We start from the raw sequence: 25316 nt of genomic DNA, 5'->3' as shown, positions 1-25316 counted from the left end.
CGTCGTGAGCGGTCGCGGAACGTCCCGAGAGCCCGTCGCCGTCGTCGGCGCCGGACCGGTGGGTCTGACCGCCGCGCTCGTGCTGGCCCGCGCCGGCATCCCGGTGACCGTCCTGGAGTCCAGGAGCGCACTGGCCACCGAGTCCCGGGCCTCCACCTTCCACCCCGCCACCCTCGACCTCCTCGACGAACTCGGCGTCGCGGCCGCCCTGCGCGGCCAGGGCCGCGTCGTCGACCGCGTCCAGTGGCGCGACCTGGACGGCGGCGTGCACGCCGAGCTGGACTACGCCCTGCTCGCCGGACACACCCGCCACCCGTACCGGCTCCACGTCGAACAGGCCCGGCTCACCCCCCTGCTGCTCGACGCGCTGACCGCGACCGGCCTCGCCGACGTACGGTTCGGGACCACCGTCACCGGAGCCGGCGAGACCGGCGACGGGGTGCGGCTGCGCACCGAGGACACGACGGGACGGGCCGGCGAGAGCCACCACCCGTACGTCCTGGCGGCTGACGGCAGCCGCAGCAGGCTGCGCGAGCTCGCCGGACTGCCCGGCACCGCCGAGGAGTACCCGGACTACGCGCTCCGCGTGGTCACCGACGCCCCGCTCGACGAACTGGTCCCCGGACTCGCCGCCCTGACGTACGTCCGCGACCCCCGGGGCTCGGTCAGCGTGCTCGGGATGCCCGACCACTGGCGGCTCATCTTCCGGATCCGTCGCGGGACGCCCCGCGACGAGGTGCTCGACCCGGACGCCGTGCGCGCCCGGGTCGACCGGGCCCTGCCGGGCGGCGCCGGAGAGGCCGTGCGCGTCACGGACGCGCACACCTACAGGCTCGCGCGGTTCCTGCTGCCCCGCTACCGGGACGGCCGGATCCTGTTCGCCGGGGACGCGGCCCACCTCACGTCCACCGCCGGCGGACTGAACATGAACTGCGGGATCCACGACGCCGTGGAGACCGGCCGGGCCCTCGCCTCGGTCCTGCGGACGGGCACGGACGACGAGGCGCCCCTCGACAGGGCCCTCGGCCGGCGCCGCTCCGTCGTCGAGACGGCGGTCCTCCCGCGCAGCGAGGCCCGCACCGCCGGACTGGACGACCCGGCCGAACTCGCCGCCCGGATCGACGGCCTGCGGCGCACCGCGGCGGACCCCCGCGCCGCCACCGACTACCTGCTCAAGGCATCACTTCTCGACGTCGCACCACGACCCCTGAAAGGTGACGCACATGCGGATCTGGTTTCACAAGCACACCGTTGAGGGACGCCTGCCGCTGCTCGACCAGTGGTACCGCGAACACCTCGACGCGATCGCCGCACCCGGCACCACCGTCGACATCAAGACCCTGCCCGCCGACACGTACCCCGACCGCACCCCCTTCGGCCTCGTCGGCCACCACTCCGCCCAGGTGCTCTTCAGCCGGCACTTCTCCGAGTCCGCGCTGGTCGCGGAGCGGGAGGGCTACGACGCCTGGGTGATCGCCGCCGGCCAGGACCCCGGCCTGCGCGACGCCCGCCACCTCGCCTCCATCCCCACCCTCGGCTACGGCGAGACGGCCTTCTTCCTCTCGGCGCTCACCGGCCAGCGCTTCGGCGTCCTCGGCTTCATGCCGCCCCTCGAGGAGCCCATCAGGGCCAACATCCGCCAGTACCGCCTGGAGTCCTCGCTCAGCTCCTACGAGGTCGTGCCCGGCGGCTGGGACTCGGTGCACCGCTCCCTGGAGGGCGACTTCGACGAGTTCGTCGAGGTCTACTCGGCGGCCGCCCTGCGCGCCGCCAAGGCCGGCGCCGAGGTCATCATCCCCGCCGAGGGCATCCCCAACGAGATCCTCTGGCACCTCGGCATCCACGAGCTCCACGGCCTGCCCGTGATCGACCCCGCCGGACTCGCCGTGAAGCTCGCGGAGACCCTCGTCCAGCTCGGCGAGCTGAAGCTCTTCCAGCGCAGCGGCCACGGCTACTGGTTCAGCCGCCCCGACGAGCCCGTCGCCAAGCACCTGGAGCAGGTCTTCCTGGGCTCGGCCCTCTAGGAGGTGCCGTGTCCACAGGACCCGCCCCGCGCCCGTACCCCCACCGTCACGCACCGCACCCCGCCACGCCTCCGAGGGAGTCACGCCCATGACGTACGACGCCTACGGCCGCAACACCGCGGCCACCGACCCCGCCGCCCCCTACTACCGGCCGCGCCGCCTCCGCCGCACCCCCGCGCTGCGCCGCTTCGCCGCCGAGACCCGCGTCGGCCCCGCCAACCTCGTCCAGCCCCTCTTCCTCCGCGAGGGCCTCACCGAACCGCGTGAGATCCCCTCCATGCCGGGCGTCTTCCAGCACACCCGCGACTCCCTCCGCAAGGCCGCCGCCGAGGCCGTCGCCAACGGGGTCGGCGGACTCATCCTCTTCGGCATCCCCGAACACAAGGACCCCACCGGCACCGGCGCCGTCGACCCGGACGGCATCCTCCAGGTCGCCCTGCGCGACGTCGTCGCCGAGGTCGGCGACTCCACCGTCGTCATCGGCGACATCAACCTCGACGAGTACACCGACCACGGCCACACCGGCGTCCTCGACGCCAACGGCGACGTCGACAACGACGCCAGCATCGAGCTGTACGCGCGGGCCGCCGTCGTCCAGGCCGACGCCGGCGCCCAGATCGTCGCCCCCAGCGGCATGATGGACGGCCAGGTCCGCCGCATCCGCGAGGCCCTCGACCAGGCCGGACACCAGTCCGTCGCCATCCTCGGCTACTCCGCCAAGTACGCCTCGCACTTCTACGGCCCCTTCCGCGACGCCGTCGAATCCACCCTGCGCGGCGACCGCAAGGGCTACCAGCAGTACCCCGGCAACATCCGCGAATCCCTCCTGGAGGTCTCGCTCGACGTCGCCGAGGGCGCCGACCTGGTCATGGTCAAGCCCGCGCTCGCCTACCTCGACATCGTCCGGCTCATCGCCGACCACGTGCAGGTGCCCGTCTCCGCCTACCAGGTCTCCGGCGAGTACTCCATGGTCGAGGCGGCCGCCGCCAAGGGCTGGATCGACCGCGACCAGGTCGTCCGGGAGAGCCTCGCCTCCATCCACCGGGCCGGCGCCACCCAGATCATCACCTACTGGGCCTCCGAGTTCGCCCAGAGTCTGGACCGGTGACCCGGTGACCTCGTCCTCCTCCATGCTGGTCCTCGGCATCAGCCACGCCAGCGCCCCGCTCGACCTCCTGGAAAGACTCGCCGGCACCGACCGGCCCGCCGAGGAACTCGTCTCCGACGTGACCTCCGTCGACGGCATCGACGCCGCCGTCGTCGTCTCCACCTGCAACCGCCTGGAGATCTACGCCGAGACCCGGAGCACCCCCTCCGACCCGGACCGGCTCGACGGGCTCGGCGAGCTGTTCGCCCAGCACACCGGCGTCGACCGCGCCGAGATCGCCCCGCACCTCTACAGCCACCACGCCGACGGAGCCGTACGCCACCTCTTCGCCGTGGCCTCCGGACTCGAATCGGTCGTGGTCGGCGAGGACCAGATCCTCGGCCAGGTGAAACTGGGCCTCGAACGGTCCCAGCGGCTCGACCGCACCGGCCGGGTCCTCGCCAAGGCCGTCCAGACCGCCCTGCGGGTCGGCAAGCGGGCCCGCAACGAGACCGGGCTCAACGAGGCCGGCCGCTCCCTCGCCACCGCCGGACTCGGCTTCTTCGAACGCCGCGTCGGCTCCCTGCACGGCAAGACCGCCCTCGTCATCGGCGCGGGCGCCTTCGCCGGTGTCGTCGTCGCCGCCCTGCGCCGCTCCGGACTCGACCGGGTCCACGTCGCCAACCGCACCCCCGAGAAGGCCCAGCGACTCGCCGAGACCACCGGGGGAACGGGCTACGACCTGACCGACGTGCCCCGGCTGCTCACCGAGGTGGACGTCGTCGTCGGCGCCACCGCCGCCACCGGCCACCTCGTCACCGCCCGGCACGTCGAGGAGGCCCTCGCCGCCCGGGACGGCCGCGAACTGTTCCTGCTCGACCTGTCGCTGCCGCACAACATCGCCCCCACGGCGGCAGAACTGCCCGGCGTCACCTTCGTCGACCTGCGCCGGATCGCGGAGGAGGGCCAGGAGGACGAGATCTCCGCCGCCAGCGTCCAGGCCGCGCACGAACTGATCGACGCCGAGGTCGAGCAGTTCCGCACCGGCCTGCGGCTCGCCGGCGCCAAGCCCGTCCTCACCGCCCTGCGCACCGCCGCCACCGAGGCCGCCGAGGCCGAACTCGACCGGCTCGCCCGCCGCCTCGACGGGCTCGACGGCGCGGCCCGGCAGGAGATCGGCCGCAGCGTCCGCCGCATCGTCGACAAGGCCCTCCACCAGCCCACCGTCCTGGTGCGCGAACTGGCGGCCGACCCGGACGGCGCCCGGCACATCGCCGCCTTCACCCGCCTCTTCGCCGCCGCCGAGTCCCACGGCGACGGCCGGGACCGGACGGACGACCCGAGCGGCTCGAACGCCCCGGACGAGAACAAGAACGAGAACAAGAACAAGAACGACAAGAACGACAAGAACGACGTCACGACCGAGAAGAAGATCGAGGCCATCGCATGAGTGACATCTCGGCCCTCTGGGAAGCCGAATCCATCGCCGTCATCGGGGCCAGCGAGCGCCCCGGCGCCCTGGGCCGCAAGCCGCTCGACTACCTCCTCCGGTACGGCTACAAGGGCCGCATCCTGCCGGTCAACCCGCGCTCCCCGGAGATCCTCGGCGTCCCCGCGTACCCCAGCGTCAAGGAGGCCCCCGGCCCCGTCGACCTGGCCCTGATCATGGTCTCCGCCGAGCGGGTCCCCGGCGCCGTCGACGACTGCGTCGCCGCCGGCGTCAAGCTCGCCGTCATCGCCTCCTCCGGCTTCGCCGAGACCGGCGAGGAGGGCGCCCGCCTCCAGGCGGAGGTCGTCGCCAAGGCCCGCGCCGGCGGCCTGCGGATCATCGGACCCAACTGCATCGGCGCCGTCGGCTACGAGAACCGCGTCCTCGCCACCTTCAGCCCGCTCTTCGGCGCCGAGTCCGTGCCCTTCGAGCCCGGCACCCTCGCCTTCGTCAGCCAGAGCGGCGCCCTCGGCTTCGGCGCCGCCAGCCTCGCCCTGGAGCGGGGCCTGCGCCCCGGCTGGGTCGTCAGCACCGGCAACGACGCCGACGTCACCGCCCTCGAAGTCCTCCGCGAGCTCTCCCGCGTCCCCGAGGTCACCGGCCTCCTCGGCTACCTGGAGGACACCCCGGACATCGGGGCGCTCCGCGAGCTCGCCGGCTCCGGCAAGCCCGTCGCCCTCCTCAAGTCCGGCCGCACCGAGGCGGGCGGCCGCGCCGCCGCCTCGCACACCGGCGCCCTCGCCACCGACGACCGCGTGCTCGACGCCGCCCTGCGCGGCCTGGGCATCGTCCGCGTCGACGACATCGACGAACTCCTCGACGTGGCCCGGGTCTTCGAGTCCGAGCGGCGCCCCACCGGCAACCGCGTCGCCGTCGTCACCACCTCCGGCGGCTCCGGCATCCTCGCCGCCGACGCCGTCGAGGCCCACGGCCTGGAGCTCAGCGCCCTGGAGCCGCGCAGTAAGGAGGCGCTCGCCGAGATCGTCCCCGCCTTCGGGGCCATCGACAACCCGGTCGACATCACGGCCACCGTCCTCAGCGACCCGTCCCTGTTCGACCGCTCCCTCGACGTCCTGATCGCCGACGACACCGTCGACATCATCGTCGCCGCCTTCTGCGTGATGGCCGGACCCGACGTCGAGAAGGCCGTCAACGCCCTCTCCCGCGCCGCCGCGAAGGGCGGCAAGCCCATCCTCGTCGCCCGCACCGGCGCCGACTTCCTCGCCCCCGACGCCCCGCGCGACCTGCGCGAGGCCGGGCTGCCCGAGTACCCGACGCCGGCCCGCGCCCTGCGCGCCGCCGCCGCCCTCTGGGAGGTCAGCCGCCCCCGTACGCTCCCGGACGCCCCCCGCCCAGGGACGGTCCCCGGCCCCGGCGCGGAGGCCACGGAGCCGGAGCTCAAGCGGCTCCTCGCCGAGGCGGGGATCTCCGTGCCGAAGGGCCGGATCGCGGCGGACGCCGAGGACGCGGCGCGCGCCGTGACCGAGGTCGGCGGTACGGCGGTGCTCAAGGCCGTGGTGCCCGGACTGCTCCACAAGACGGAGGCCGGAGGCGTCGAGATCGGCGTCAGCGCCGAGGCCGCGCCCGAGGCGTACGGCCGGCTCGCCGCGCTCGGCGGCCAGGTCCTCGTCGAGGAACTCGTCGACGAGGGCGTCGAGTTGATCGTGGGCGTCCACACCACCGACCTGGGCCCGGTGCTCACCGCCGGCCTCGGCGGGATCTTCACCGAGGTCCTCGACGACGTCGGCCACCGGCTCCTGCCGCTGGCCCCGGGCGAGGGCGCCGAGCTCCTCGCCGGGCTGCGCGGCGCGAAGATACTCGCCGGCACCCGGGGCCGGGCGGCCGTGGACGTCGAAGCCGCCGCCGCGCTCCTCCACCGGGTCGGCGAACTGGTCCAGGACTGGCCGGCCGGCTTCGCCCTCGACCTCAACCCCGTACGGGTCCTCACGAAGGGCGCGGTCGTCCTGGACGCCGCCCTCAGCTTCGACACCCCCGAGGAGACGGCCCGATGAGCACGGGAGAGACGAACAGCAAGGCCCTCTTCGAGCGCGCCCGCCAGGTCACCCCCGGCGGCGTCAACTCGCCGGTCCGCGCCTTCGGCGCCGTCGGCGGCACCCCCCGCTTCATCGCCTCCGCCCAGGGCCCGTACCTCACCGACAGCGACGGCAACGAGTACGTCGACCTCATCTGCTCCTGGGGCCCGATGATCCTCGGCCACCGCCACCCCGCCGTCGTCGAGGCGGTCACCCGGGCCCTGGAGCGGGGCACCTCCTTCGGGGCCCCCTCCACCGGAGAGGTCGAACTCGCCGAGGAGATCGTCGACCGGGTCGCCCCCGTCGAGCAGGTGCGCCTCGTCAGCTCCGGCACCGAGGCGACGATGTCGGCGATCCGCCTGGCGCGCGGCTTCACCGGCCGCAGCAAGATCGTGAAGTTCGCCGGCTGCTACCACGGCCACGTCGACGCGCTCCTCGCCTCGGCCGGCTCCGGCCTCGCGACCTTCGCGCTGCCCGACACCCCGGGCGTCACCGGCGCCCAGGCGAGCGACACGATCGTCCTGCCGTACAACGACCTGGCGGCGGTCGAGAAGGTCTTCGCCGAGATCGGCGACGAGATCGCCGCCGTCATCACCGAGGCGGCCCCCGGCAACATGGGCGCCGTCCCCCCGCTGCCCGGCTTCAACGCCGGCCTCAAGGAGATCACCGCCCGCCACGGCGCGCTGTTCGTCTCCGACGAGGTCATGACCGGCTTCCGCGCCAGCCGCTCCGGCTGGTACGGCCGGGACGGCGTCGCCCCCGACCTGCTGACCTTCGGCAAGGTCATGGGCGGAGGCTTCCCCGCGGCGGCCTTCGGCGGACGCGCGGACGTCATGGCCCACCTCGCCCCGGCCGGCCCCGTCTACCAGGCGGGCACCCTCTCCGGGAACCCGGTCGCCACCGCCGCCGGTCTCGCCACCCTGCGGCACAGCACCCCCGAGGTGTACGAGCGGCTCGACCAGGTCTCGGCCACCATCGGCGCCGAGGTCTCCGCCGCCCTCACCAAGGAGGGCGTGGCGCACCGCCTGCAGTACTCCGGCACCATGTTCTCGGTCTTCTTCGGCGAGGACGAGGTGGTGGACTTCGACGGGGTCCGCGCCACCGAGGCGTACCGCTACACCCCGTTCTTCCACGAGCTGCTGAGGCAGGGCGTCTATCTGCCGCCCTCGCCGTTCGAGGCCTGGTTCGTCTCGGCCTCGCACGACGACCGGGCCGTGAGCCGGGTGGTCGAGGCGCTGCCGGCCGCGGCGGCGGCCGCGGCGGCGGCCGCGGCGGCGGCGAAGCGCTGAGCCAGCCGTACGCAGGGAAGAGCCCCCGTGGAATCCACGGGGGCTCTTCCCTGTTCCGTCCGGAGGATCAGGCGGCTCTTCCCTGTCCCGTTCGGAGGATCACCGGAGGATCAGGCGGCGAGGTCGATCCGCACCTCGACGTTCCCCCGGATCGCCTTCGAGTACGGGCAGCGGCCGTGGGCGGCGTCGGCGAGCCGCCGCGCCTCGGCGGCGTCGAGGCCGGGCAGTTCGACGGTGAGGACCACCGACAGGTGGAAGCCGCCCTCCTCCTTGTGCAGCGCGACCTCGGCGGTGACGGTGTCGTCCGCCAGCACGGTCCTGGACTCGCGCGCGGAGACCCGCAGCGCGCTGTGGAAGCAGGCGGCGTAACCGGCGGCGAAGAGCTGCTCCGGATTGGTCGCGGTGCCCGAGCCGCCGACGGCCTTGGGGCTCGACAGCGGCAGGTCGAGGAGCCCGTCGGAGGAGTGCACGGCGCCGTTGCGCCCGTCTCCGGTGGAGGTGACCTCGGCGGTGTAGACGACGGCCATTTCATGCCTTTCGAAAGCGGAGAAGGGGAATTCCCCCAGTCTCCGGCGCCGCCGAATTCCGGGCGCTACGGATCTCCGCAGTCCTTTCCGGAGCATTCCCGAATAGCGTGCGACGCATCACCTGTCCACGAATACAAGGGAGTTGGCCATGGCCGGACCGCTGACCGGAGTGCGCGTACTGGAATTCGCGGGCTCGGCGCCCACCGCTTTCGTCGGCACCGTCCTGTCCGGTCTCGGCGCCGACGTCGTACGGGTCGACCGGGCGCCCGCGGCCCCCGCGGGCGAACGGCCCCCGGAGAACCCGCTCTCCCGCGGCCGCCGTTCGGTCGCCCTGGACCTCAAGAGCCCCGAGGGGATCGAACGGGCGCTCTCCCTCGCCGACCGCGCCGACATCCTCGTCGAGGGCTTCCGACCCGGCGTCGCCGACCGCCTCGGCATCGGCCCCGAGACGGCCCTCGCCCGCAACCCGCGCCTCGTCTACGGCCGGCTCAGCGGCTGGGGCGGCCAGGGCGAGTGGGCCGGACGCGCCGCCCACGACCTCGCGGTCCTCGCCCTGACCGGCGCCCTCGACACCGACCCCGCCACCGGGGCGCCGGTGCCGCCCCCGACCGCGTACCTCTCCAGCTTCGCCGGGGGCGCCAACGCCCATGTGCACGGACTGCTCGCCGCGCTCCACGAGCGGGAGCGCTCGGGCCGGGGCCAGGTCGTCGACACCGCCCTCGCGGACGGCGCCGCCCTGATCGCCACCCTGATCCACCAGTGGCGCGCGGTCCCCGGCAACCACACCGTCACCGACGCCCCGCACTACTCCTTCTACGCCGCCGCCGACGGCCTGCACCTCGCCGTCGCCGCCATCGAACCCCGGCTCTACCAGAACCTCCTGGAGCAGCTGGACCTGACGGACGACGGCACCCTCCCCGACCGCGCCGACCCGGCGGCCTGGCCCGAGCTGCGCGCCCTGATCGCCGCCCGCTTCGCGACCCGGGACCGCGCGCACTGGGTCAAGCTCTTCGACGCCGTGGACGCCGGGGTGGCGCCGGTGCTGACCGCCGCGGAGGCGGCCGGACACCACCAGCTGGCCGCGCGCGGAGCCTTCGTGGACGTCGGCGGCACCCTCCAGCCGGCCCCCGCCTCCCGCTTCGGCCGCACCCCGGCCGGAGCCCCGGGCCGCGCCCCGCTCCCGGGCGAGCACACCGACGAGGTGCAGGCCGAATGGGCTTAGGGGGTGCCTTGTCGATCAGGCCTCCAGGTAGCGCAGCACCGCCAGGATCCGCCGGCTGTAGCCGTCGGTCCGGTGGAGCTCCAGCTTGTCGAAGACGACGCCCAGGTACTTCTCCACCGCGCTCAGCGAGAGGTGCAGCTGCCGCGCGATGGCCGCGTTCGTGTACCCCTGGGCCAGCACCTCCAGGACCTCCCGCTCGCGCGGGGTGAGCCGGGCCAGGGGATCGGCGTGGGCGCTGTGCACGACGAGCCGGCGCACCACCTCCGGGTCGATCGCCGCCCCGCCCGCCTGGATCCGGTCCAGCGCGTCGAGGAACTCCTCGACCTGGGCCACCCGGTCCTTCAGGAGGTAGCCGACCCGTTCCGCGCCGGCGGCGAGCAGCCGGGCCGCATAGCTGCGCTCGACGTACTGGGAGAGCACCAGCACCCCCGTCTCCGGCAGCCGCTCGCGGATCTCCACGGCGGCCCGCAGCCCCTCGTCCGTGTGGGTGGGCGGCATCCGGATGTCGGCGACCACGACGTCCGGACGCAGCGCCGCCACCTCGGCGACGAGGTTCTCCGCGTCGCCGAACGCGGCGAGCACCTCGTGGCCCTCCTCGACGAGCAGCCGCACCAGGCCCTCCCGCAGCAGGGTCGAGTCCTCGGCCAGGATCACGCGCACGGCAGCTCCGCGACAAGAGTGGTGGGTCCCCCGAGGGGGCTGTCGACGCGCAGGGTCCCGTCGAGCGCGGCGACCCGGCTGCGCAGCCCGGTGAGCCCACTCCCGGCCGGGTCCGCGCCGCCCCGGCCGTCGTCCTCGACCCGCACGGTCAGCAGCGGTCCGACGCGCGTCACGCGGACGGAGACGGCGGAGGCGGAGGAGTGCTTGGCGGCGTTCGTGACGGCCTCCGACACCACGAAGTACGCGGCGGTCTCCACCGACCGGGGCAGCGGCGCGTCCCCCGCCTCGAACCGCACGCGCAGCGGGAGCGCGCAGCGCTGGGCCACCCCGCCGAGCGCCTCTTCGAGCCCCAGGCTGTCGAGGGCCGCCGGATACACCCGCCAGGCCACGTCCCGCAGCTCGGCCAGGACGTCCCGGGCCTCCTGGTGCGCCTGCCGCAGCAGGGCGTCCGCCTGCTCCGGGTCGCGCCCCCGGCGCGCCCGGCCGAGCAGCATGGCCAGGGCCACGAGCCGCTGCTGGACGCCGTCGTGGAGATCGCGCTCGATCCGCCGGCGCTCGGTGTCCACGGCCTGGACCACGGCGGCCCGGCTGAGGGCGAGTTCGTCGATGCGCCGCCGCAGCAGTTCCCGCTCGGAGGGCCCGAAGCACGCGCGCGCGAGACGGGCGTCGAGCGCGGTCAGCGCGTACAGGCCCTGGACGTCGAGGAAGAGCAGGACACTGCCGAGCAGCAGCTGACCGAGGAGTTCCGCCCAGTCGAGCGAGCCCCGGACCACGCCCCGGACGAGCAGCACGGCCAGGACGGCGCCGAAGCCGAGCAGCCCGAGGACGACCCCGGACACCAGGCCCGTCCCGACACGGGCCGCGAGATAGCGCAGGAGCCGCCGGTCGGACACCTCGTACGGGCCGGGGAACCGGTCGCCGAAGAAGGCCGAGCGGCGGCTCCGCTCCAGCCCCGCGAGCCGCCGCGCCCCGGCGGCCAGCACCCGCCGCGCGCGGGGACGGGTGCGGGTCCACAGCAGGAAGGGGCCGAGGACGGCTCCGGCGCCCAGGAAGGAGAGCCCGCCGAGGAGGGCGGTGAGACAGCCGAGCAGGACACCGACGAGGCTCCGCCCCGTCAACCGGCCGCCCGCGCCGCCCCCTTCGTCCCCCCGCACGCTCCCGGAGCCTAGTGCCGCCCCCGTACCCGTACAAGATCGTCGGTACGGACGGGACGCGGGCCCGTACGGCCCGGGCACCGGCCCTCCGGCCCCCTCGCTCACGAGCTGCGACGGTGCTGGGCGCGGCCCCTGGCGTGCCCGGCGGTCCGGCCGCGCCCCTTGAGCCGCACGGCGAGGAACGCGGCCAGGGCCACGAGGACCAGCACCAGGACGGCCTTGGACAGCACGCCCACGTACCCCTCGACCAGGTCCCAGCGCTCCCCGAGCCAGTAGCCGGCCAGGACGAGGACGCCGTTCCAGACGAGACTGCCGAGCGTCGTGAGCGCGAGGAAGACGTGCGTCGGCATCCGCTCGACCCCCGCCGGGACGGAGACGAGACTGCGGAAGATCGGCACCATGCGCCCCAGGAACACGGCCTTCGTGCCGTGCCGGGCGAACCACCGCTCGGTGCGCTCCAGGTCGGAGACCTTCACCAGCGGCAGCCGGGCCCAGAGCGCGTGCATCCGCCGCTGCCCGAAGAGCGCGCCGATCCAGTAGAGGGCCATCGCCCCGGCCACCGAACCGAGCGTCGTCCAGAACAGCGCCGAGGCCAGGCCGATCACGCCCTGCCCGGCGGCGAAGCCGGTCAGGGGCAGGATCACCTCGCTGGGCAGCGGCGGGAAGAGGTTCTCCAGCGCGATGGCCAGACCGGCGCCGGGCCCGCCCATCGTGTCGACGAGCCCGGCGGCCCATCCGGCGAATCCGTCGGCGGGCTCCCCGGCCAGGGACAGGGGAAGGGGCGGGCGAGAGACGAGCGCGGTGATCGGCACGGTGGGTCTCCAAGGTGACGGGCGACTTCCCGGGACCCTCGCCCCGGCGCCCCTTCACGCTAGAAATCCCGGCGCGCCCCGGGTACGAGGCTTCCCGCCCGGCCACCCTGCGGAAAACCGCAGGGGCGGACGGCGGGAAAGGGAGAGGGCGGCACGCCTCCCGGACACCGGCCGTCGTACGGTTCGGCTTCATCCGCGGAAGGAACGATCCGATGCTCGACTACTGGCTCGCGGCCGTACGCCGCCTGGCCGCGTCCGCGCTGCTCACGGGCGCGCTGTGCGCGGCCGCCATGACGGCCGCCCTGGTCCTGGGCGACGGCGCGCCGTGGCGGGAGGCCGCTCCCCCGTCCCTCGCCGTGGGAGCGGCGGTCGCCCTCGCCTTCGCCGCCGTGCTGTCCACGGCCAACCTGGTGAGCGCCGCGCGAACGGCCCGCCGGCACGGGCTCGCGCTCGGCCCCGAGGCCGTGCCCCTGCCGTGCGTCCGGGAGGTGCGGGTGCCCGGCGTCACGGACAGGACGGCGTTCCAGCTGACCGACGGCGTGCGGTACGCGGTGGAGAGGGACCCCGTGCTGCGGCCGGCCGAGGTCACCGCGTTCGGGCACGGAAAGCTGGACCTGATGGTGCGCGGGCCGTCGGACACGACGGTCGCCGTGCGGATCCGCGTCACGACCGGGCCGGAGGGGGCGACCGCCGTCGTGGAGGCGCGTCCGGCCACCTCGCACAAGCGCCTGGACGCGGCCGCCTGCTGGACCGTCGCCCGGCTCCTGGAGCGCCGTGTGGAGGAAACCCTGCGGGCCGAGGCCGGGGACGGCGGACAGGTCCGGCCGTGAGGAGCCCGAGCCGCCGTGGAGCCGCTCCCGGGCCTGACACCTCCTGGGAGCACCTACCCTTGGACCCATGACGAGCAGCAGCGACCGGAGCACCGCAGTGAGCGTTGACGGCACCAAGACCTACGAGATCCGCACCTACGGGTGCCAGATGAACGTCCACGACTCCGAGCGGCTCTCCGGTCTGCTGGAAGAGGCGGGTTACGTCCGCGCCCCCAAGGGCGCGGACGGCGACGCCGACGTCGTCGTCTTCAACACCTGCGCGGTCCGCGAGAACGCCGACAACAAGCTGTACGGCAACCTCGGCCGGCTCGCCCCGATGAAGACCGCGCGCCCCGGCATGCAGATCGCCGTCGGCGGCTGTCTCGCCCAGAAGGACCGCGACACCATCGTCAAGAAGGCCCCCTGGGTCGACGTGGTCTTCGGCACCCACAACATCGGCAAGCTGCCGGTCCTCCTGGAGCGCGCCCGCGTCCAGGAGGAGGCGCAGATCGAGATCGCCGAGTCGCTGGAGGCCTTCCCCTCCACGCTGCCGACCCGCCGCGAGTCCGCGTACGCCGCCTGGGTCTCGATCTCCGTCGGCTGCAACAACACCTGCACCTTCTGCATCGTCCCGGCCCTGCGCGGCAAGGAGGAGGACCGCCGGCCCGGCGACATCCTCGCCGAGATCGAGGCGCTGGTCGCCGAGGGCGTCTCCGAGATCACCCTGCTCGGCCAGAACGTCAACGCGTACGGCTCCGACCTGGGCGACCGCGAGGCCTTCAGCAAGCTGCTGCGCGCCTGCGGGCAGATCGAGGGCCTGGAGCGCGTCCGCTTCACCTCCCCGCACCCCCGCGACTTCACGGACGACGTCATCGCGGCCATGGCCGAGACGCCGAACGTCATGCCGCAGCTGCACATGCCGCTCCAGTCCGGTTCGGACGCGATCCTGAAGGCGATGCGCCGCTCGTACCGGCAGGAGCGTTTCCTCGGCATCCTCGAGAAGGTCCGTGCGGCCATTCCGCACGCGGCGATCTCCACCGACATCATCGTGGGTTTCCCCGGCGAGACCGAGGAGGACTTCGAGCAGACCATGCACACCGTCCGCGAGGCCCGCTTCGCGAACGCCTTCACCTTCCAGTACTCCAAGCGCCCCGGCACGCCCGCGGCCACGATGGAGGGGCAGATCCCGAAGGAGGTCGTGCAGGCGCGCTACGAGCGCCTCGTCGCCCTCCAGGAGGAGATCTCCTGGGAGGAGAACAAGAAGCAGGTCGGCCGCACCCTGGAGGTCATGGTCGCGGAGGGCGAGGGCCGCAAGGACGGCGAGACCCACCGCCTCTCCGGCCGCGCCCCCGACAACCGGCTCGTCCACTTCACGAAGCCGGCCGAGGAGGTGCGCCCGGGTGACGTGGTGACGGTCGAGATCACGTACGCGGCCCCGCACCACCTCCTGGCGGAGGGCGAGGTCTCCTCGGTGCGGCGCACGCGCGCGGGTGACGCCTGGGAGAAGCGCACGGCGGCACCGAAGCAGACGGGCGTCCTCCTGGGCCTCCCGAAGATCGGCGTCCCGGCCCCCCTCCCGACCCCGGCGACCCCGGCCTGCGGCAACCACTGACCCTCCGCCCGACCCCGCCCGCGCGGACCGCACCCTTCCGGGGCGGCGCCCCGCCCGCGCGGGCACCAGCCCTGCTGTGCGCTGCCCCTCCCGCACCCCCGTGTGGGGCCCGCGCCCTGCGGGGCGGTGCTCCCCGCCCACCCGCCGTGTGGGCCGTGCCCTGGCGGGCGGTCCGCCCTGCTCGTGTGGGCAATCGTCCCGCTGGGGCGGGACGGGTGGGCACACGGGACGGCGCCTTCAGCGGCGCCTCCGCGTTCCGCGCCTTGACCCGCACCCCGTGTGCGGCGCACCGGCGGTGACCGTTCAGGCGCGGGAGCCTAGGCCCGGCAAGGGGCGCCGTTCCGTTGTGCCCACCCGTTCCGCCCCGGCGGAACGATTGCCCACAACGGGGTGGGCGGGGGCACCACATCAGCGGGCGCAGCCCACAACGGGGGTGGGCGGGGGCGCCGCCCCGGCGGGCGGGCGCCCACAACGGCGGCGGCGGGGCACCGCACCGGCAGGCGCAGCCCACAACGGCGGGGCACCGCCCGCAGGCGCAGCCCGCAACGGAGGTGTGGGCGCAGCCCCGGCGCGCGCCCACGACGGCGGGGGCACCGACCCGATGGGTGGCTGCTCGCAGTGGGTGGTGGCCCGGCGCGGAGCCGCCCGCCCCCTCGAACCCCCCACCCCACCCCAGTAGGCTGCGGATCATGCTTGTCGCCGCAGCCGTCTGCCCCAGCCCCCCACTTCTCGTCCCCGACGTCGCGACCGGCGCCGCCCCCGAGCTGGACGCCGCGCGCGCGGCGTGTGCGGACGCCGTCGGGCTGCTCGCCGCCGCCCGCCCCGACCGGCTGTACGTCGTCGGCCCCGCCGACGAGGGCGCGCACGGCGGCTACCCGGCCGGCGCGACGGGCTCCTTCGCCGGTTTCGGCGTCGACCTCTCCGTACGCCTCGGCGCGGAATCACCCCAGCCCCGGCCCCGGCACGGCGGCGACCGTCCCCTGCCCCCCTCCCTCACCGTCGGCGCCTGGCTCCTGGCCCGCGCCGGCTGGGCCGACGCGCCGATCGAGGGCCTGGGCGTGGCCACCTCGACGGCGGCGGAGGTCTGCGCCGGGACCGGCCGGGAGCTCGCCGCCTCCGCCGAACGCGTCGCCCTCCTCGTACTGGGCGACGGCAGTGCCTGCCGGACGGTGAAGGCCCCCGGTTACCTGGACGAGCGGGCCGCCGGTTTCGACGCGGAGGCGGCCCGGGCGCTGGGGACGGCCGACGCGGCGGCGCTGCTCGCGCTGGACGCCGGGCTCGCGTCCGAGCTGAAGGCGGCCGGCCGCGCCCCCTGGCAGGTGCTGGCGGGTGCGGCGGAGGGCGCCGGGCTCGACGGCCGGCTGCTCTTCGAGGACGCCCCGTACGGCGTGGGGTACTTCGTCGCGGCCTGGTCCTGAGGGACGGGACGGCAAGGAAGAACGAGGACGGCGGACGGCCGCGGAGCGCGATGCTCCGCGGCCGTCCGCCGTGCGGAGGGACTGCCGGACGACGCGGCCGTCAGACGGTCGGCGGCGGCGTCGTCGTCGCCCCACCGCTCCCGGCCGTGCCGTCGTCCTTGTGACCGATCCGGTCGATGGCGCCCTTCGCCTTGTCCGTACCGGTGTGGATCTTGTCGCTGTACTTGCCCTTGGTCTTCTCGTCGACCAGCTTCGCGGCCTTGTCCAGGCCGTGGTCGATCTTCTCGCCGTGCTGCTGCGCGAGGTCGGCCACCTTGTCCTTGGCCGGGGCGAGCTTGGCCTTCAGCGAATCCATGAGACCCATGGAGCACCTTCCCTCCGCGGACCCGTGGGGTCCGTGTTCCGTGTAGTGCCTTCCGCGTCCTGCTTCTTCGTCCTGCTTCTTCCGGCGAAAGATTACAGAAACGCTCATACCCACCCACAGAGTACTCGGGCGGAAGGGGCGCCGCGGTGCTCGGCGGCCGGGATCCCGGGCGATCCACGGCCGGAGCCCCGCCCGGGCCGGGAGGTTTGCGAGACTGGGACGGTGAGAAGCGCAGCTCCCGCCCCGCGGGTCATCGCCGTCGTCGGCCCCACGGCAGCCGGAAAGTCCGATCTGGGTGTATTCCTGGCCCAGCAGCTCGGCGGCGAGGTCGTCAACGCCGACTCGATGCAGCTCTACCGGGGGATGGACATCGGCACCGCCAAGCTGACGCCGGAGGAGCGCGGCGGCATCCCGCACCACCTCCTCGACATCTGGGACGTGACCGAGGCCGCCAGCGTCGCCGAGTACCAGCGCCTCGCGCGAGCCGAGATCGACCGGCTGCTCGCCGCCGACCGCACCCCGGTCCTCGTCGGCGGTTCCGGGCTGTACGTACGGGGGGCCGTCGACGCCCTCGAGTTCCCCGGCACCGATCCCGCCGTCCGGGCCCGCCTGGAGGCCGAGCTGGAGGAGCGCGGCTCCGGCGTCCTGCACGTCCGGCTCGCCGCGGCGGACCCCGAGGCGGCCCGCGCGATCCTGCCCAGCAACGGGCGCCGCATCGTCCGGGCCCTGGAGGTGATCGAGATCACCGGCAAGCCCTTCACCGCCAACCTGCCGGGCCCCGACTCCGTCTACGACACCGTCCAGATCGGCGTCGACGTGGCCCGCCCCGAGCTCGACGAGCGGATCGCCACGCGCGTGGACCGCATGTGGGAGGCCGGTCTGGTCGACGAGGTGCGGGCCCTGGAGGCGCGGGGGCTGCGCGAGGGGCGCACGGCGGCCCGCGCCCTGGGCTACCAGCAGGTCCTCGCGGCGCTCGCGGGGGAGTGCACCGAGGACGAGGCGCGCGCGGAGACCGTGCGGGCCACGAAGCGCTTCGCGCGCCGCCAGGACTCGTGGTTCCGCCGCGACCCGCGGGTGCACTGGCTCAGCGGAGCCGCCGATCACCGCGGGGAACTCCCGCGGGAGGCGCTGTCGTTGGTCGAACGAGCGGTTACAGCCTGATCACGTGATGGCATCGGGACGCACTGCCCGTCATTTCGGCGGTCATGAGCGTGCCATCATCGAGCATCGATCGACCAAGTGGAGTCCGAGTGGGGAGGGCGCGTGGCGATGGAGGCCGGCCCTCGCGACAGAGAACAGCACGAGGCGGCCCTGGGTGACCCGACGGCGGATCCGTCGGGCGACATGCCGGGCCATCCGACGGACGACGCTCCCGTCGGGACCCCGGGGCTGACCCCGGACGGGCCCGACGACGCCGTGGGCACCGCCGTCGAGGTCGACGCCGACGAGGTCGAGGTCGAGCTGCGCCCCCAGCGCAGGCTGCGGATCTGGCAGCTCGCCCCCATCGTCGGCCTGGCCGCCGTCGGCTCGCTGATGTTCGCCTTCCCGCTCGCCTTCGGTTCGGGCGACGGCGGCGCCGTCGTCGCCATGCTCGGACTGCTGATCAGCTCCTGCGCGGCGGGCTGGGGCATGATGGCCGCCCGCAAGGTCGGCTACACCTGGCCGGGGCTTCCGCAGCGCGGCTCGGGCGAGCGCCCGGACTGGCGCGTCCTCGCCCTGTACGTGTCGACGATCGCGGCCCTGGTCGCCCTCGCGGTCTGGCGCGTGGCCCGCCTCCGCTGAATCCGCAGCGGACCCGCACGGAACGGGGCCTCTCTCGTACGAGCCCGCCCGAGACGGGATCTCTCTCGTACGAGCCCGCACGGAACGGGGCCTCGTCCCGCGGCAGCCCGCCCCGACGCGCCCCCTTCACAACACGCCCCCGTCCCCTCCGCACAACACGCCCCCGTCTCCTCCGCACAACACGCCCCCGTCTCCTCCGCGCCCCGGCCCGGTCCCCTGCGGGAGCGGGCCCGGGGCGGGCGAGCCCGGGCGCGCCGCTGCCCGGAGGGCCGGTCCGTGGACGGGGCCGTCGGGTGGTGGGCCCGACCCGTACAGTTGATCGCGTGACCAGCACGCAGACCTCGCCGATCCCCTTCCTCAAGGGCCACGGCACCGAGAACGACTTCGTGATCGTCCCCGACGCGGAGAACGCCGTCGACCTTCCCCCCGCCGTCGTGGCGCGCCTCTGCGACCGGCGGGCCGGCATCGGGGGCGACGGGCTGCTGCACGTCGTGCGCAGCGCCGCCCACCCCGACGCCCGCCACCTGGCCGACGAGGCCGAGTGGTTCATGGACTACCGCAACGCCGACGGCTCCGTCGCCGAGATGTGCGGGAACGGCGTCCGGGTCTTCGCCCGCTACCTGGAGCACGCGGGGCACGTCACCGCGGGCGAGGTCGCGGTCGCCACCCGCGGCGGCGTCAAGCACGTCCACCTGGACAAGGACGGCTCCGTCACCGTCGCCATGGGCCGCGCCGTGCTCCCCGAGGCCGGGGTCACCGTCACCGTCGACGGCCGCAGCTGGCCCGCCCGCAACGTGAACATGGGCAACCCGCACGCGGTCGCCTTCGTCGAGGACCTCGCCCACGCCGGGACGCTGTACGACGAGCCGCCGTACGAGCCCGCCGCGGTCTACCCGGACGGGGTGAACATCGAGTTCGTCGCCGACCGCGGCCCCCGCCACGTCGCCATGCGGGTCCACGAGCGCGGCGCCTCCGAGACCCGCTCCTGCGGCACCGGCGCCTGCGCCGTCGCCGTCGCCACCGCCCGCCGGGACGGCGTCGACCCCGCCGAGAGCGGCACCCCCGTCACGTACACCGTCGACGTGCTCGGCGGAACCCTCCTCATCACCGAGCATCCCGACGGCCGGATCGACATGACGGGACCCGCCGTGATCGTCGCCGAGGGCACCATCGATCCGGAGTGGCTCGGCTCGGCGACGTGATCGCGCGCTACGGAATCGAAACTGTCAACGACTGATTTATCGCTCGAATGGGTGATCCGTTTCACGCTGGGCGAGAGCGTGACTGCGCCACGTGGTGGGGTCGGTAGCATCAAGCACCGGCCCCCCGGGCACGCCTGGCCCGCCCACCGCCGGTCGATGTTGCCGGAGGTGCCCCATGAGCGCAGAGGCCACCAACCCCGAGGCCGCCCCCACCGACGTGACCGTCCGCAGACGCGGACGGGCCCGGATCGACCTGCGCCGCCTCGGCCGCGCCGCCCTGCTGAACGCCACCGCGGGCCCGGCGCCCCGCGACCGGCTGCCCGACGCCATCGGCCATGTGGCGGAGGCGCACCGGGCCCACCACCCCGAGGCCGACCCGACGGTGCTCGGCCGGGCGTACGCCCTCGCCGAGTCCTCGCACCGCGGCCAGTTCCGCAAGAGCGGCGAGCCGTACATCACCCACCCGCTCGCGGTCACCCTCATCCTCGCCGAACTCGGCGCCGAGACCACCACCCTGACCGCCTCCCTCCTCCACGACACCGTCGAGGACACCGAGGTGACGCTTGATCAGGTGCGGCGCGAGTTCGGCGACGAGGTCGCCTACCTCGTCGACGGCGTCACCAAGGTCGAGAAGATCGACTACGGCGCCGCCGCCGAACCCGAGACCTTCCGCAAGATGCTCGTCGCCACCGGCAGCGACGTCCGGGTCATGTCGATCAAGCTCGCCGACCGCCTCCACAACATGCGCACCCTCGGCGTGATGCGCCCCGAGAAACAGGCCAGGATCGCCAAGGTCACCCGGGACGTCCTCATCCCGCTCGCCGAGCGGCTCGGCGTCCAGGCCCTCAAGACCGAGCTGGAGGACCTGGTCTTCGCGATCCTCCACCCCGAGGAGTACGAGACCACCCGCGCGCTCGTCGCGGACAACCCCGGCGCCGCCGACGCGCTCGGCGCCGTCGCCGAGCAGGTCACCGCCGTCCTGCGCGAGGCGGGCATCGGCGCCGAGGTCCTCGTCCGCCCCCGGCACTTCGTCTCCGTCCACCGCGTCCGCCTCAAGCGCGGCGAGCTGCGCGGCTGCGACTTCGGACGGCTCCTCGTCCTCGTCGCCGAGGACGCCGACTGCTACGGGGTCCTCGGCGAGCTCCACACCTGTTTCACCCCGGTGATCTCCGAGTTCAAGGACTTCATCGCCGCCCCCAAGTTCAACCTCTACCAGTCGCTGCACACCGCGATCGCGGCCCCCGACGGCGCCGTCGCCGAGGTCCTCATCCGGACCCACCGGATGCACAAGGTCGCCGAGGCCGGAGTCGTCGCCCTCGGCAACCCCCACGTGGGCCAGGAGCCGGACAGCTCCCTCCAGGGACCGGAGGACGGCGAGCGCGTCGACCCCACCCGCCCCGGCTGGCTCTCCCGCCTCCTCGACTGGCAGCAGTCCGCCCCCGACCCCGACACCTTCTGGACCTCGCTCCGCGCCGACCTCGCCGAGGACGACGAGATCACCGTCTTCCACGCCGACGGCAGCGCCCCCGGCACGATCAGCCTGCCCGCCGGCGCCAGCTGCGTCGACGCCGCCTACGCGCAGCACGGCGAGGCCGCCCACGCCTGCCTCGGCGCCCGCGTCAACGGCCGCCTCGCCCCGCTGAGCACCGTCCTCGGCGACGGCGACACCGTCCAGCTGCTGCTCGCCCAGGACGCCGTCTCCGGACCGTCCCCCGAGTGGCTCGACCACGCCCGCACCCCCGCCGCCCGGATCGCGATCACCGGCTGGCTCCGGGACCACCCCGAGAGCGCCGCGCCCCCCGCCCCCACCGACCCCCGCCCGCAGGTCAGCGTCCCCGCCGACCGCCGCTCCGGCGCCGAGCTCCACGCCGACCTCGACGGCGAGCCGCCCGCCGCCGTCCGCCCCGCGGGCTGCTGCACCCCCGTACCGCCCGACGAGATCACCGGCTTCCGGGTGCGCGGCGGATCGGTCACCGTGCACCGCGCCCGCTGCTCGGCCGTCGACACCATGCGAGGCCTCGGCCGTGAGCCCGTCACCGTCCGCTGGGGCGACACCGCCCAGGGCAGGGTCACCCTCGTCGCCGAGTCCTTCGGACGGCCCGGACTGCTCGCCGACCTCACCGAGGCCATCGCCGCCTGCGGCGCCGCCGTCGTCTCGGCGAACGTCGAGCCGCCCACCGAGCAGCGGGTCCGCCACACGTACACCCTCCAGCTCCCCGACGCGGCCGGCCTCGCCGCCCTCATGAAGGCCATGCGGGACGTCCCCGGCGTGTACGACGTCAGCCGCGCCCGCCACTCGCGCGGGCTGGGCTGACACGCCGCTCCGGGGGGCGGTCGGCATGGGTGGGGGCTGGGCGGTGTCGTTCCCGGGGGCGGTCGGCGTGAGCGAGGGCAGGCCGGCGTCGTTCCCGGAGCCGGTCGGCGTCGGGGGCGCTTCTCGCGCGGCCCGTGCCCGCCGCGGCCAGGCCGGCGACGCTCCTTCGGGTGACCGCCACTCGCGGGCCCGGCCGACGACCCCCTTCGGGTGGCCGGCGCGCGCGCCGCCCCGGTGTGCGGCGGCGCTCCTGGTAGCCGTAGGGCCATTCCTCCGGAAAGGCCCTGGTCCATGCCGCTCGTCCGAACGTCCCCGCCCCGCGCGCGGTGGCTCCGCTCCGCCGTCCTCGTCGCCGCCTCGGCCGGACTCGTCGCCGCCGCGCTGCCCGCCCCCGCGCCGCTCGGCATCGGGGACCCGCTCTTCCCGCAGCTCGGCAACCCCGGCTACGACGTCCTCGCCTACACGCTCGACGTCACCTACCCGGGGGTGAACACGAAGCCCCTCGCCGCCGTCACCCGGATCGACGCCCGCGCCACCGCGGACCTGGAGCGGCTCAACCTCGACTTCACCCACGGCACGGTCTCCGCCGTCACCGTCGACGGCCTGCCCGCCGAGTACGCCACCAGCGGCGAGGACCTGGTCGTCACCCCTGTCGCCCCGATCGACGCGGGCGAGGAGGTCGAGATCACCGTCACCCACACCAGCGACCCCACCGGTCCCGCCTCCACCGGCGGCTGGGTCCGTACCGGCGACGGCCTCGCCATGGCCAACCAGGCCGACGCCGCCCACCGGGTCTTCCCCTCCAACGACCACCCCTCGGACAAGGCCTGGTTCACCTTCCGGGTCACCGCCCCCAGCGAGCTCACCGTCGTCGCCAACGGGCTCCCCGCGGGCCGCGTCGACCACGGCGCCACCACCACCTGGACGTACCGCACCCGGCACCCCATGGCCACGGAGCTCGCCCAGATCTCCATCGGCCGCTCCACCGTCGTCCACCGCGAGGGCCCCCACGGGCTGCCCGTGCGGGACGTGGTGGCCACCGCAGACCGGCAGCTCATGGAGCCCTGGCTGCGCCGCACCCCCGGTCACCTGGAGTGGATGGAGCGGCAGGTCGGCCCGTACCCCTTCGAGACGTACGGCGTGCTCGTCGCCGACGCGGACACCGGCTTCGAGCTGGAGACCCAGACCCTCTCGCTCTTCGAGCGCGGCATCTTCACCCAGCCCGCCTACCCCGAGTGGTACGTCGACGCCGTCATGGTCCACGAGCTCGCGCACCAGTGGTTCGGCGACAGCGTCTCGCCCCGCGCCTGGTCCGACCTGTGGCTCAACGAGGGACACGCCAGCTGGTACGAGGCGCTGTACGCCGAGGAGACCGCCGGAAAGTCCCTGGAGCAGCGCATGAAGGCCGCCTACGGCGCCTCCGACGGCTGGCGCGCCGCCGGCGGCCCGCCGGCCGCCCCGGAGCCCCCCTCGCCCGGCCACAAGATCAGCCTCTTCCGGCCCGTCGTCTACGACGGCAGCGCCCTCGTCCTCTACGCGCTCCGCCAGACGATCGGCACCGAGGCCTTCCGGACCGTGGAGCGCCGCTGGGTCGCCGAGCACCGGGACGGCACCGCCACCACCGCCGACTTCGTCGCGCTGGCCGGCGAGGTCGCGGGCCGGGACCTCACCGGCTTCTTCCACGGCTGGCTGTACGAGGCGAAGACCCCCGCGATGCCCGGCCACCCGGACTGGCGCAGCCGCCCCGCCGAGACCGCGAGGACCGCACCGAAATCCAGGTGAGGGCCGCGACGAAACCCGGGCGAGGACCGCGACGAAACCCGGGTGAGGGCCGCTGCGAAACCCGGGTGACGGGCCCGGCGGGGCCGTGACACCATCTTCAGGTCGGCGACGCGGCCGGATCCTCCGGCCAACGCGTCCGGGCCCGGGAATCTTCCGGCGCCCGCAGGCGTTGTGACCGGCACAGACACACATCTCCTCATCGACGTAAGGACCCAATGACCTCCTCTTCTTCCCCTTCCCAGGACAAGCAGAGCTTCGCGGAGACGAGCCGTACCGAGAGCCTTCGGGCCGATGCCCTGATGGAAGAGGACGTCGCCTGGAGCCACGAGATCGACGGAGAGCGGGACGGCGACCAGTTCGACCGCTCCGAGCGCGCGGCGCTGCGCCGTGTCGCGGGCCTCTCCACCGAGCTCGAGGACGTCACCGAGGTCGAGTACCGCCAGCTGCGCCTGGAGCGCGTCGTGCTGGTCGGTGTCTGGACCTCCGGGACGGTGCAGGACGCGGAGAACTCCCTCGCGGAGCTCGCGGCCCTCGCCGAGACGGCGGGCGCCCTCGTGCTCGACGGCGTGATCCAGCGCCGCGACAAGCCGGACCCTGCCACCTTCATCGGCTCGGGCAAGGCGCGCGAACTGCGCGACATCGTGCTCGAGACCGGTGCCGACACCGTCGTCTGCGACGGCGAGCTCAGCCCCGGCCAGCTCATCGCCCTCGAAGACGTCGTCAAGGTGAAGGTGGTCGACCGGACCGCCCTCATCCTCGACATCTTCGCCCAGCACGCCAAGTCCCGAGAGGGCAAGGCGCAGGTCGCGCTCGCGCAGATGCAGTACATGCTGCCGCGACTGCGAGGCTGGGGTCAGTCGCTCTCCCGTCAGATGGGTGGCGGCGGCGGTGGCGGCATGGCCACCCGTGGTCCCGGTGAGACCAAGATCGAGACCGACCGGCGCCGCATCCGCGAGAAGATGGCGAAGATGCGCCGGGAGATCGCGGAGATGAAGACCGGCCGCGACATCAAGCGGCAGGAGCGCCGCCGGAACAAGGTGCCGTCGGTCGCCATCGCCGGATACACCAACGCCGGCAAGTCCTCCCTGCTCAACCGGCTCACCGGCGCGGGCGTCCTCGTGGAGAACGCCCTGTTCGCCACCCTCGACCCGACGGTCCGCCGGGCCGAGACGCCCACCGGCCGGGTCTACACCCTGGCCGACACTGTCGGCTTCGTCCGGCACCTGCCGCACCACCTGGTCGAGGCGTTCCGCTCCACCATGGAGGAGGTCGGCGAGTCCGACCTCATCCTGCACGTGGTGGACGGCTCGCACCCCGCCCCGGAGGAGCAGCTGGCCGCCGTGCGCGAGGTCTTCCGCGACGTCGGCGCGGTGAACGTGCCGGAGATCGTCGTCGTCAACAAGGCCGACGCGGCGGACCCGCTGGTCCTCCAGCGCCTGCTGCGGATGGAGAAGCACTCCATCGTGGTCTCGGCCCGTTCGGGCCAGGGCATCGACGAGCTGCTCGCGCTCATCGACTCCGAGCTGCCGCGCCCGGAGGTCGAGCTGGAGGTCCTCGTGCCGTACACCCAGGGCGGGCTCGTCTCGCGGGTGCACGCCGAGGGCGAGGTGGAGTCCGAGGAGCACACCCCGGAGGGCACCCTGCTCAAGGCACGCGTGCACGAGGAACTGGCGGCGCTCCTCGCGCCGTACGTCCCCGCCGCGCACTGACGAAGCACGAAGGCGCCGTCCCTCCCG

At 74.2% G+C, this 25316-nt stretch carries 21 protein-coding genes; 16 read left to right on the top strand and 5 right to left on the bottom strand.

Annotated features, from left to right (window positions below; all coding sequences use genetic code 11):
• Positions 1-4: 4 nt before the first annotated feature.
• The 6 genes from ACIGW4_RS28195 to hemL all read left to right on the top strand — a co-directional run bounded on the left by ACIGW4_RS28195 (position 5) and on the right by hemL (position 7922).
• Positions 5-1255 (top strand): FAD-dependent oxidoreductase, encoded by a 1251-nt coding sequence (locus ACIGW4_RS28195; protein ID WP_399583525.1) that lies wholly within the window; start codon positions 5-7, stop codon positions 1253-1255.
• Positions 1224-2024, top strand: a complete 801-nt coding sequence (locus tag ACIGW4_RS28190) for an aspartate/glutamate racemase family protein (protein WP_030692337.1) — start codon at positions 1224-1226, stop codon at positions 2022-2024. Before ACIGW4_RS28195 ends, ACIGW4_RS28190 begins: the two co-directional genes overlap by 32 nt.
• Positions 2025-2112: 88 nt before the next feature.
• Entirely contained in the window at positions 2113-3132 is a 1020-nt protein-coding gene (hemB, locus tag ACIGW4_RS28185; protein WP_123455739.1) for a porphobilinogen synthase, read from the top strand.
• Between the two features lie 4 nt (positions 3133-3136).
• Entirely contained in the window at positions 3137-4561 is a 1425-nt protein-coding gene (gene hemA / locus ACIGW4_RS28180) for a glutamyl-tRNA reductase (RefSeq protein WP_399583522.1), read from the top strand.
• Positions 4558-6612 carry an acetate--CoA ligase family protein gene (locus tag ACIGW4_RS28175; protein ID WP_399583519.1) on the top strand — a complete coding sequence of 685 codons (2055 nt, stop codon included), beginning with the start codon at positions 4558-4560 and terminating at the stop codon, positions 6610-6612. Before hemA ends, ACIGW4_RS28175 begins: the two co-directional genes overlap by 4 nt.
• Entirely contained in the window at positions 6609-7922 is a 1314-nt protein-coding gene (hemL, locus tag ACIGW4_RS28170; protein WP_399583517.1) for a glutamate-1-semialdehyde 2,1-aminomutase, read from the top strand. The genes ACIGW4_RS28175 and hemL overlap by 4 nt, the downstream gene beginning before the upstream one ends.
• 110 nt (positions 7923-8032) lie before the next feature.
• On the opposite strand, the gene ACIGW4_RS28165 is transcribed toward hemL, so the two are convergent.
• Entirely contained in the window at positions 8033-8449 is a 417-nt protein-coding gene (locus tag ACIGW4_RS28165) for an organic hydroperoxide resistance protein (RefSeq protein WP_359588355.1), read from the bottom strand.
• Positions 8450-8597: 148 nt separating this feature from the next.
• Between ACIGW4_RS28165 and ACIGW4_RS28160 the strand changes: the two genes are divergently transcribed.
• Positions 8598-9671 (top strand): CaiB/BaiF CoA-transferase family protein, encoded by a 1074-nt coding sequence (locus ACIGW4_RS28160; RefSeq protein ID WP_123455744.1) that lies wholly within the window; start codon positions 8598-8600, stop codon positions 9669-9671.
• Between the two features lie 15 nt (positions 9672-9686).
• Here the strand turns inward: ACIGW4_RS28160 and ACIGW4_RS28155 are convergent, their stop codons facing one another.
• From ACIGW4_RS28155 to ACIGW4_RS28145, 3 genes are all read right to left on the bottom strand, one after another.
• Positions 9687-10331, bottom strand: coding sequence for a response regulator transcription factor (locus ACIGW4_RS28155; RefSeq protein WP_123455745.1), 645 nt, complete (start codon positions 10329-10331; stop codon positions 9687-9689).
• Complete coding sequence (locus tag ACIGW4_RS28150) at positions 10322-11485, bottom strand: sensor histidine kinase (protein ID WP_399583513.1); 1164 nt, start codon at positions 11483-11485, stop codon at positions 10322-10324. The genes ACIGW4_RS28155 and ACIGW4_RS28150 overlap by 10 nt, the downstream gene beginning before the upstream one ends.
• 101 nt (positions 11486-11586) lie before the next feature.
• The gene (locus ACIGW4_RS28145) at positions 11587-12297 is read right to left on the bottom strand and encodes a DedA family protein (RefSeq protein WP_399583510.1); all 711 of its coding nucleotides are present in this window, start codon (positions 12295-12297) and stop codon (positions 11587-11589) included.
• A gap of 212 nt (positions 12298-12509) precedes the next feature.
• Between ACIGW4_RS28145 and ACIGW4_RS28140 the strand changes: the two genes are divergently transcribed.
• From ACIGW4_RS28140 to ACIGW4_RS28130, 3 genes are all read left to right on the top strand, one after another.
• Positions 12510-13127, top strand: coding sequence for a hypothetical protein (locus tag ACIGW4_RS28140; RefSeq protein WP_399583507.1), 618 nt, complete (start codon positions 12510-12512; stop codon positions 13125-13127).
• A 67-nt stretch (positions 13128-13194) separates the two neighbouring features.
• Positions 13195-14718 carry a tRNA (N6-isopentenyl adenosine(37)-C2)-methylthiotransferase MiaB gene (gene miaB / locus ACIGW4_RS28135; protein ID WP_123455748.1) on the top strand — a complete coding sequence of 508 codons (1524 nt, stop codon included), beginning with the start codon at positions 13195-13197 and terminating at the stop codon, positions 14716-14718.
• A 689-nt stretch (positions 14719-15407) separates the two neighbouring features.
• Positions 15408-16136, top strand: a complete 729-nt coding sequence (locus ACIGW4_RS28130; protein ID WP_359588551.1) for a class III extradiol dioxygenase subunit B-like domain-containing protein — start codon at positions 15408-15410, stop codon at positions 16134-16136.
• 100 nt (positions 16137-16236) lie between these two features.
• On the opposite strand, the gene ACIGW4_RS28125 is transcribed toward ACIGW4_RS28130, so the two are convergent.
• The gene (locus ACIGW4_RS28125; protein WP_123455750.1) at positions 16237-16500 is read right to left on the bottom strand and encodes an antitoxin; all 264 of its coding nucleotides are present in this window, start codon (positions 16498-16500) and stop codon (positions 16237-16239) included.
• Positions 16501-16722: 222 nt separating this feature from the next.
• Between ACIGW4_RS28125 and miaA the strand changes: the two genes are divergently transcribed.
• From miaA to hflX, 6 genes are all read left to right on the top strand, one after another.
• On the top strand, positions 16723-17661 hold the full coding sequence (miaA, locus tag ACIGW4_RS28120; protein WP_399583502.1) for a tRNA (adenosine(37)-N6)-dimethylallyltransferase MiaA: 939 nt from the start codon (positions 16723-16725) through the stop codon (positions 17659-17661).
• Positions 17662-17769: 108 nt separating this feature from the next.
• A complete protein-coding gene (locus ACIGW4_RS28115; RefSeq protein WP_359588559.1) occupies positions 17770-18282 on the top strand; it encodes a hypothetical protein in 513 nt (170 codons plus the stop codon).
• Between the two features lie 323 nt (positions 18283-18605).
• Positions 18606-19484, top strand: a complete 879-nt coding sequence (gene dapF / locus ACIGW4_RS28110; protein WP_398712257.1) for a diaminopimelate epimerase — start codon at positions 18606-18608, stop codon at positions 19482-19484.
• 175 nt (positions 19485-19659) lie between these two features.
• Positions 19660-21798, top strand: a complete 2139-nt coding sequence (locus tag ACIGW4_RS28105) for a RelA/SpoT family protein (protein WP_399583499.1) — start codon at positions 19660-19662, stop codon at positions 21796-21798.
• Positions 21799-22089: 291 nt separating this feature from the next.
• Positions 22090-23580 carry a M1 family metallopeptidase gene (locus ACIGW4_RS28100; protein ID WP_399583496.1) on the top strand — a complete coding sequence of 497 codons (1491 nt, stop codon included), beginning with the start codon at positions 22090-22092 and terminating at the stop codon, positions 23578-23580.
• A 215-nt stretch (positions 23581-23795) separates the two neighbouring features.
• Entirely contained in the window at positions 23796-25289 is a 1494-nt protein-coding gene (hflX, locus tag ACIGW4_RS28095; protein ID WP_123455755.1) for a GTPase HflX, read from the top strand.
• Positions 25290-25316 lie beyond the last annotated feature (27 nt).

The sequence above is a fragment of the Streptomyces sp. NPDC053513 genome (assembly GCF_044544765.1).
Taxonomy (GTDB): Bacteria; Actinomycetota; Actinomycetes; order Streptomycetales; family Streptomycetaceae; genus Streptomyces; species Streptomyces litmocidini.
The sequence above is the reverse complement of the archived record's forward strand: the minus strand, read 5'-3'. Positions and strand labels throughout refer to the sequence as shown.

Excerpts from the sequence above, each read along its gene's own strand:
- ACIGW4_RS28190 (WP_030692337.1), top strand. The coding sequence starts at position 1,224 with ATGCGGATCTGGTTTCACAAGCACACCGTTGAGGGACGCCTGCCGCTG.
- hemB (WP_123455739.1), top strand. The coding sequence starts at position 2,113 with ATGACGTACGACGCCTACGGCCGCAACACCGCGGCCACCGACCCCGCC.
- ACIGW4_RS28175 (WP_399583519.1), top strand. The coding sequence starts at position 4,558 with ATGAGTGACATCTCGGCCCTCTGGGAAGCCGAATCCATCGCCGTCATC.
- hemL (WP_399583517.1), top strand. The coding sequence starts at position 6,609 with ATGAGCACGGGAGAGACGAACAGCAAGGCCCTCTTCGAGCGCGCCCGC.
- ACIGW4_RS28165 (WP_359588355.1), bottom strand. The coding sequence starts at position 8,449 with ATGGCCGTCGTCTACACCGCCGAGGTCACCTCCACCGGAGACGGGCGC.
- ACIGW4_RS28160 (WP_123455744.1), top strand. The coding sequence starts at position 8,598 with ATGGCCGGACCGCTGACCGGAGTGCGCGTACTGGAATTCGCGGGCTCG.
- ACIGW4_RS28140 (WP_399583507.1), top strand. The coding sequence starts at position 12,510 with ATGCTCGACTACTGGCTCGCGGCCGTACGCCGCCTGGCCGCGTCCGCG.
- miaB (WP_123455748.1), top strand. The coding sequence starts at position 13,195 with ATGACGAGCAGCAGCGACCGGAGCACCGCAGTGAGCGTTGACGGCACC.
- ACIGW4_RS28130 (WP_359588551.1), top strand. The coding sequence starts at position 15,408 with ATGCTTGTCGCCGCAGCCGTCTGCCCCAGCCCCCCACTTCTCGTCCCC.
- ACIGW4_RS28125 (WP_123455750.1), bottom strand. The coding sequence starts at position 16,500 with ATGGGTCTCATGGATTCGCTGAAGGCCAAGCTCGCCCCGGCCAAGGAC.
- ACIGW4_RS28115 (WP_359588559.1), top strand. The coding sequence starts at position 17,770 with ATGGAGGCCGGCCCTCGCGACAGAGAACAGCACGAGGCGGCCCTGGGT.
- ACIGW4_RS28105 (WP_399583499.1), top strand. The coding sequence starts at position 19,660 with ATGAGCGCAGAGGCCACCAACCCCGAGGCCGCCCCCACCGACGTGACC.
- ACIGW4_RS28100 (WP_399583496.1), top strand. The coding sequence starts at position 22,090 with ATGCCGCTCGTCCGAACGTCCCCGCCCCGCGCGCGGTGGCTCCGCTCC.
- hflX (WP_123455755.1), top strand. The coding sequence starts at position 23,796 with ATGACCTCCTCTTCTTCCCCTTCCCAGGACAAGCAGAGCTTCGCGGAG.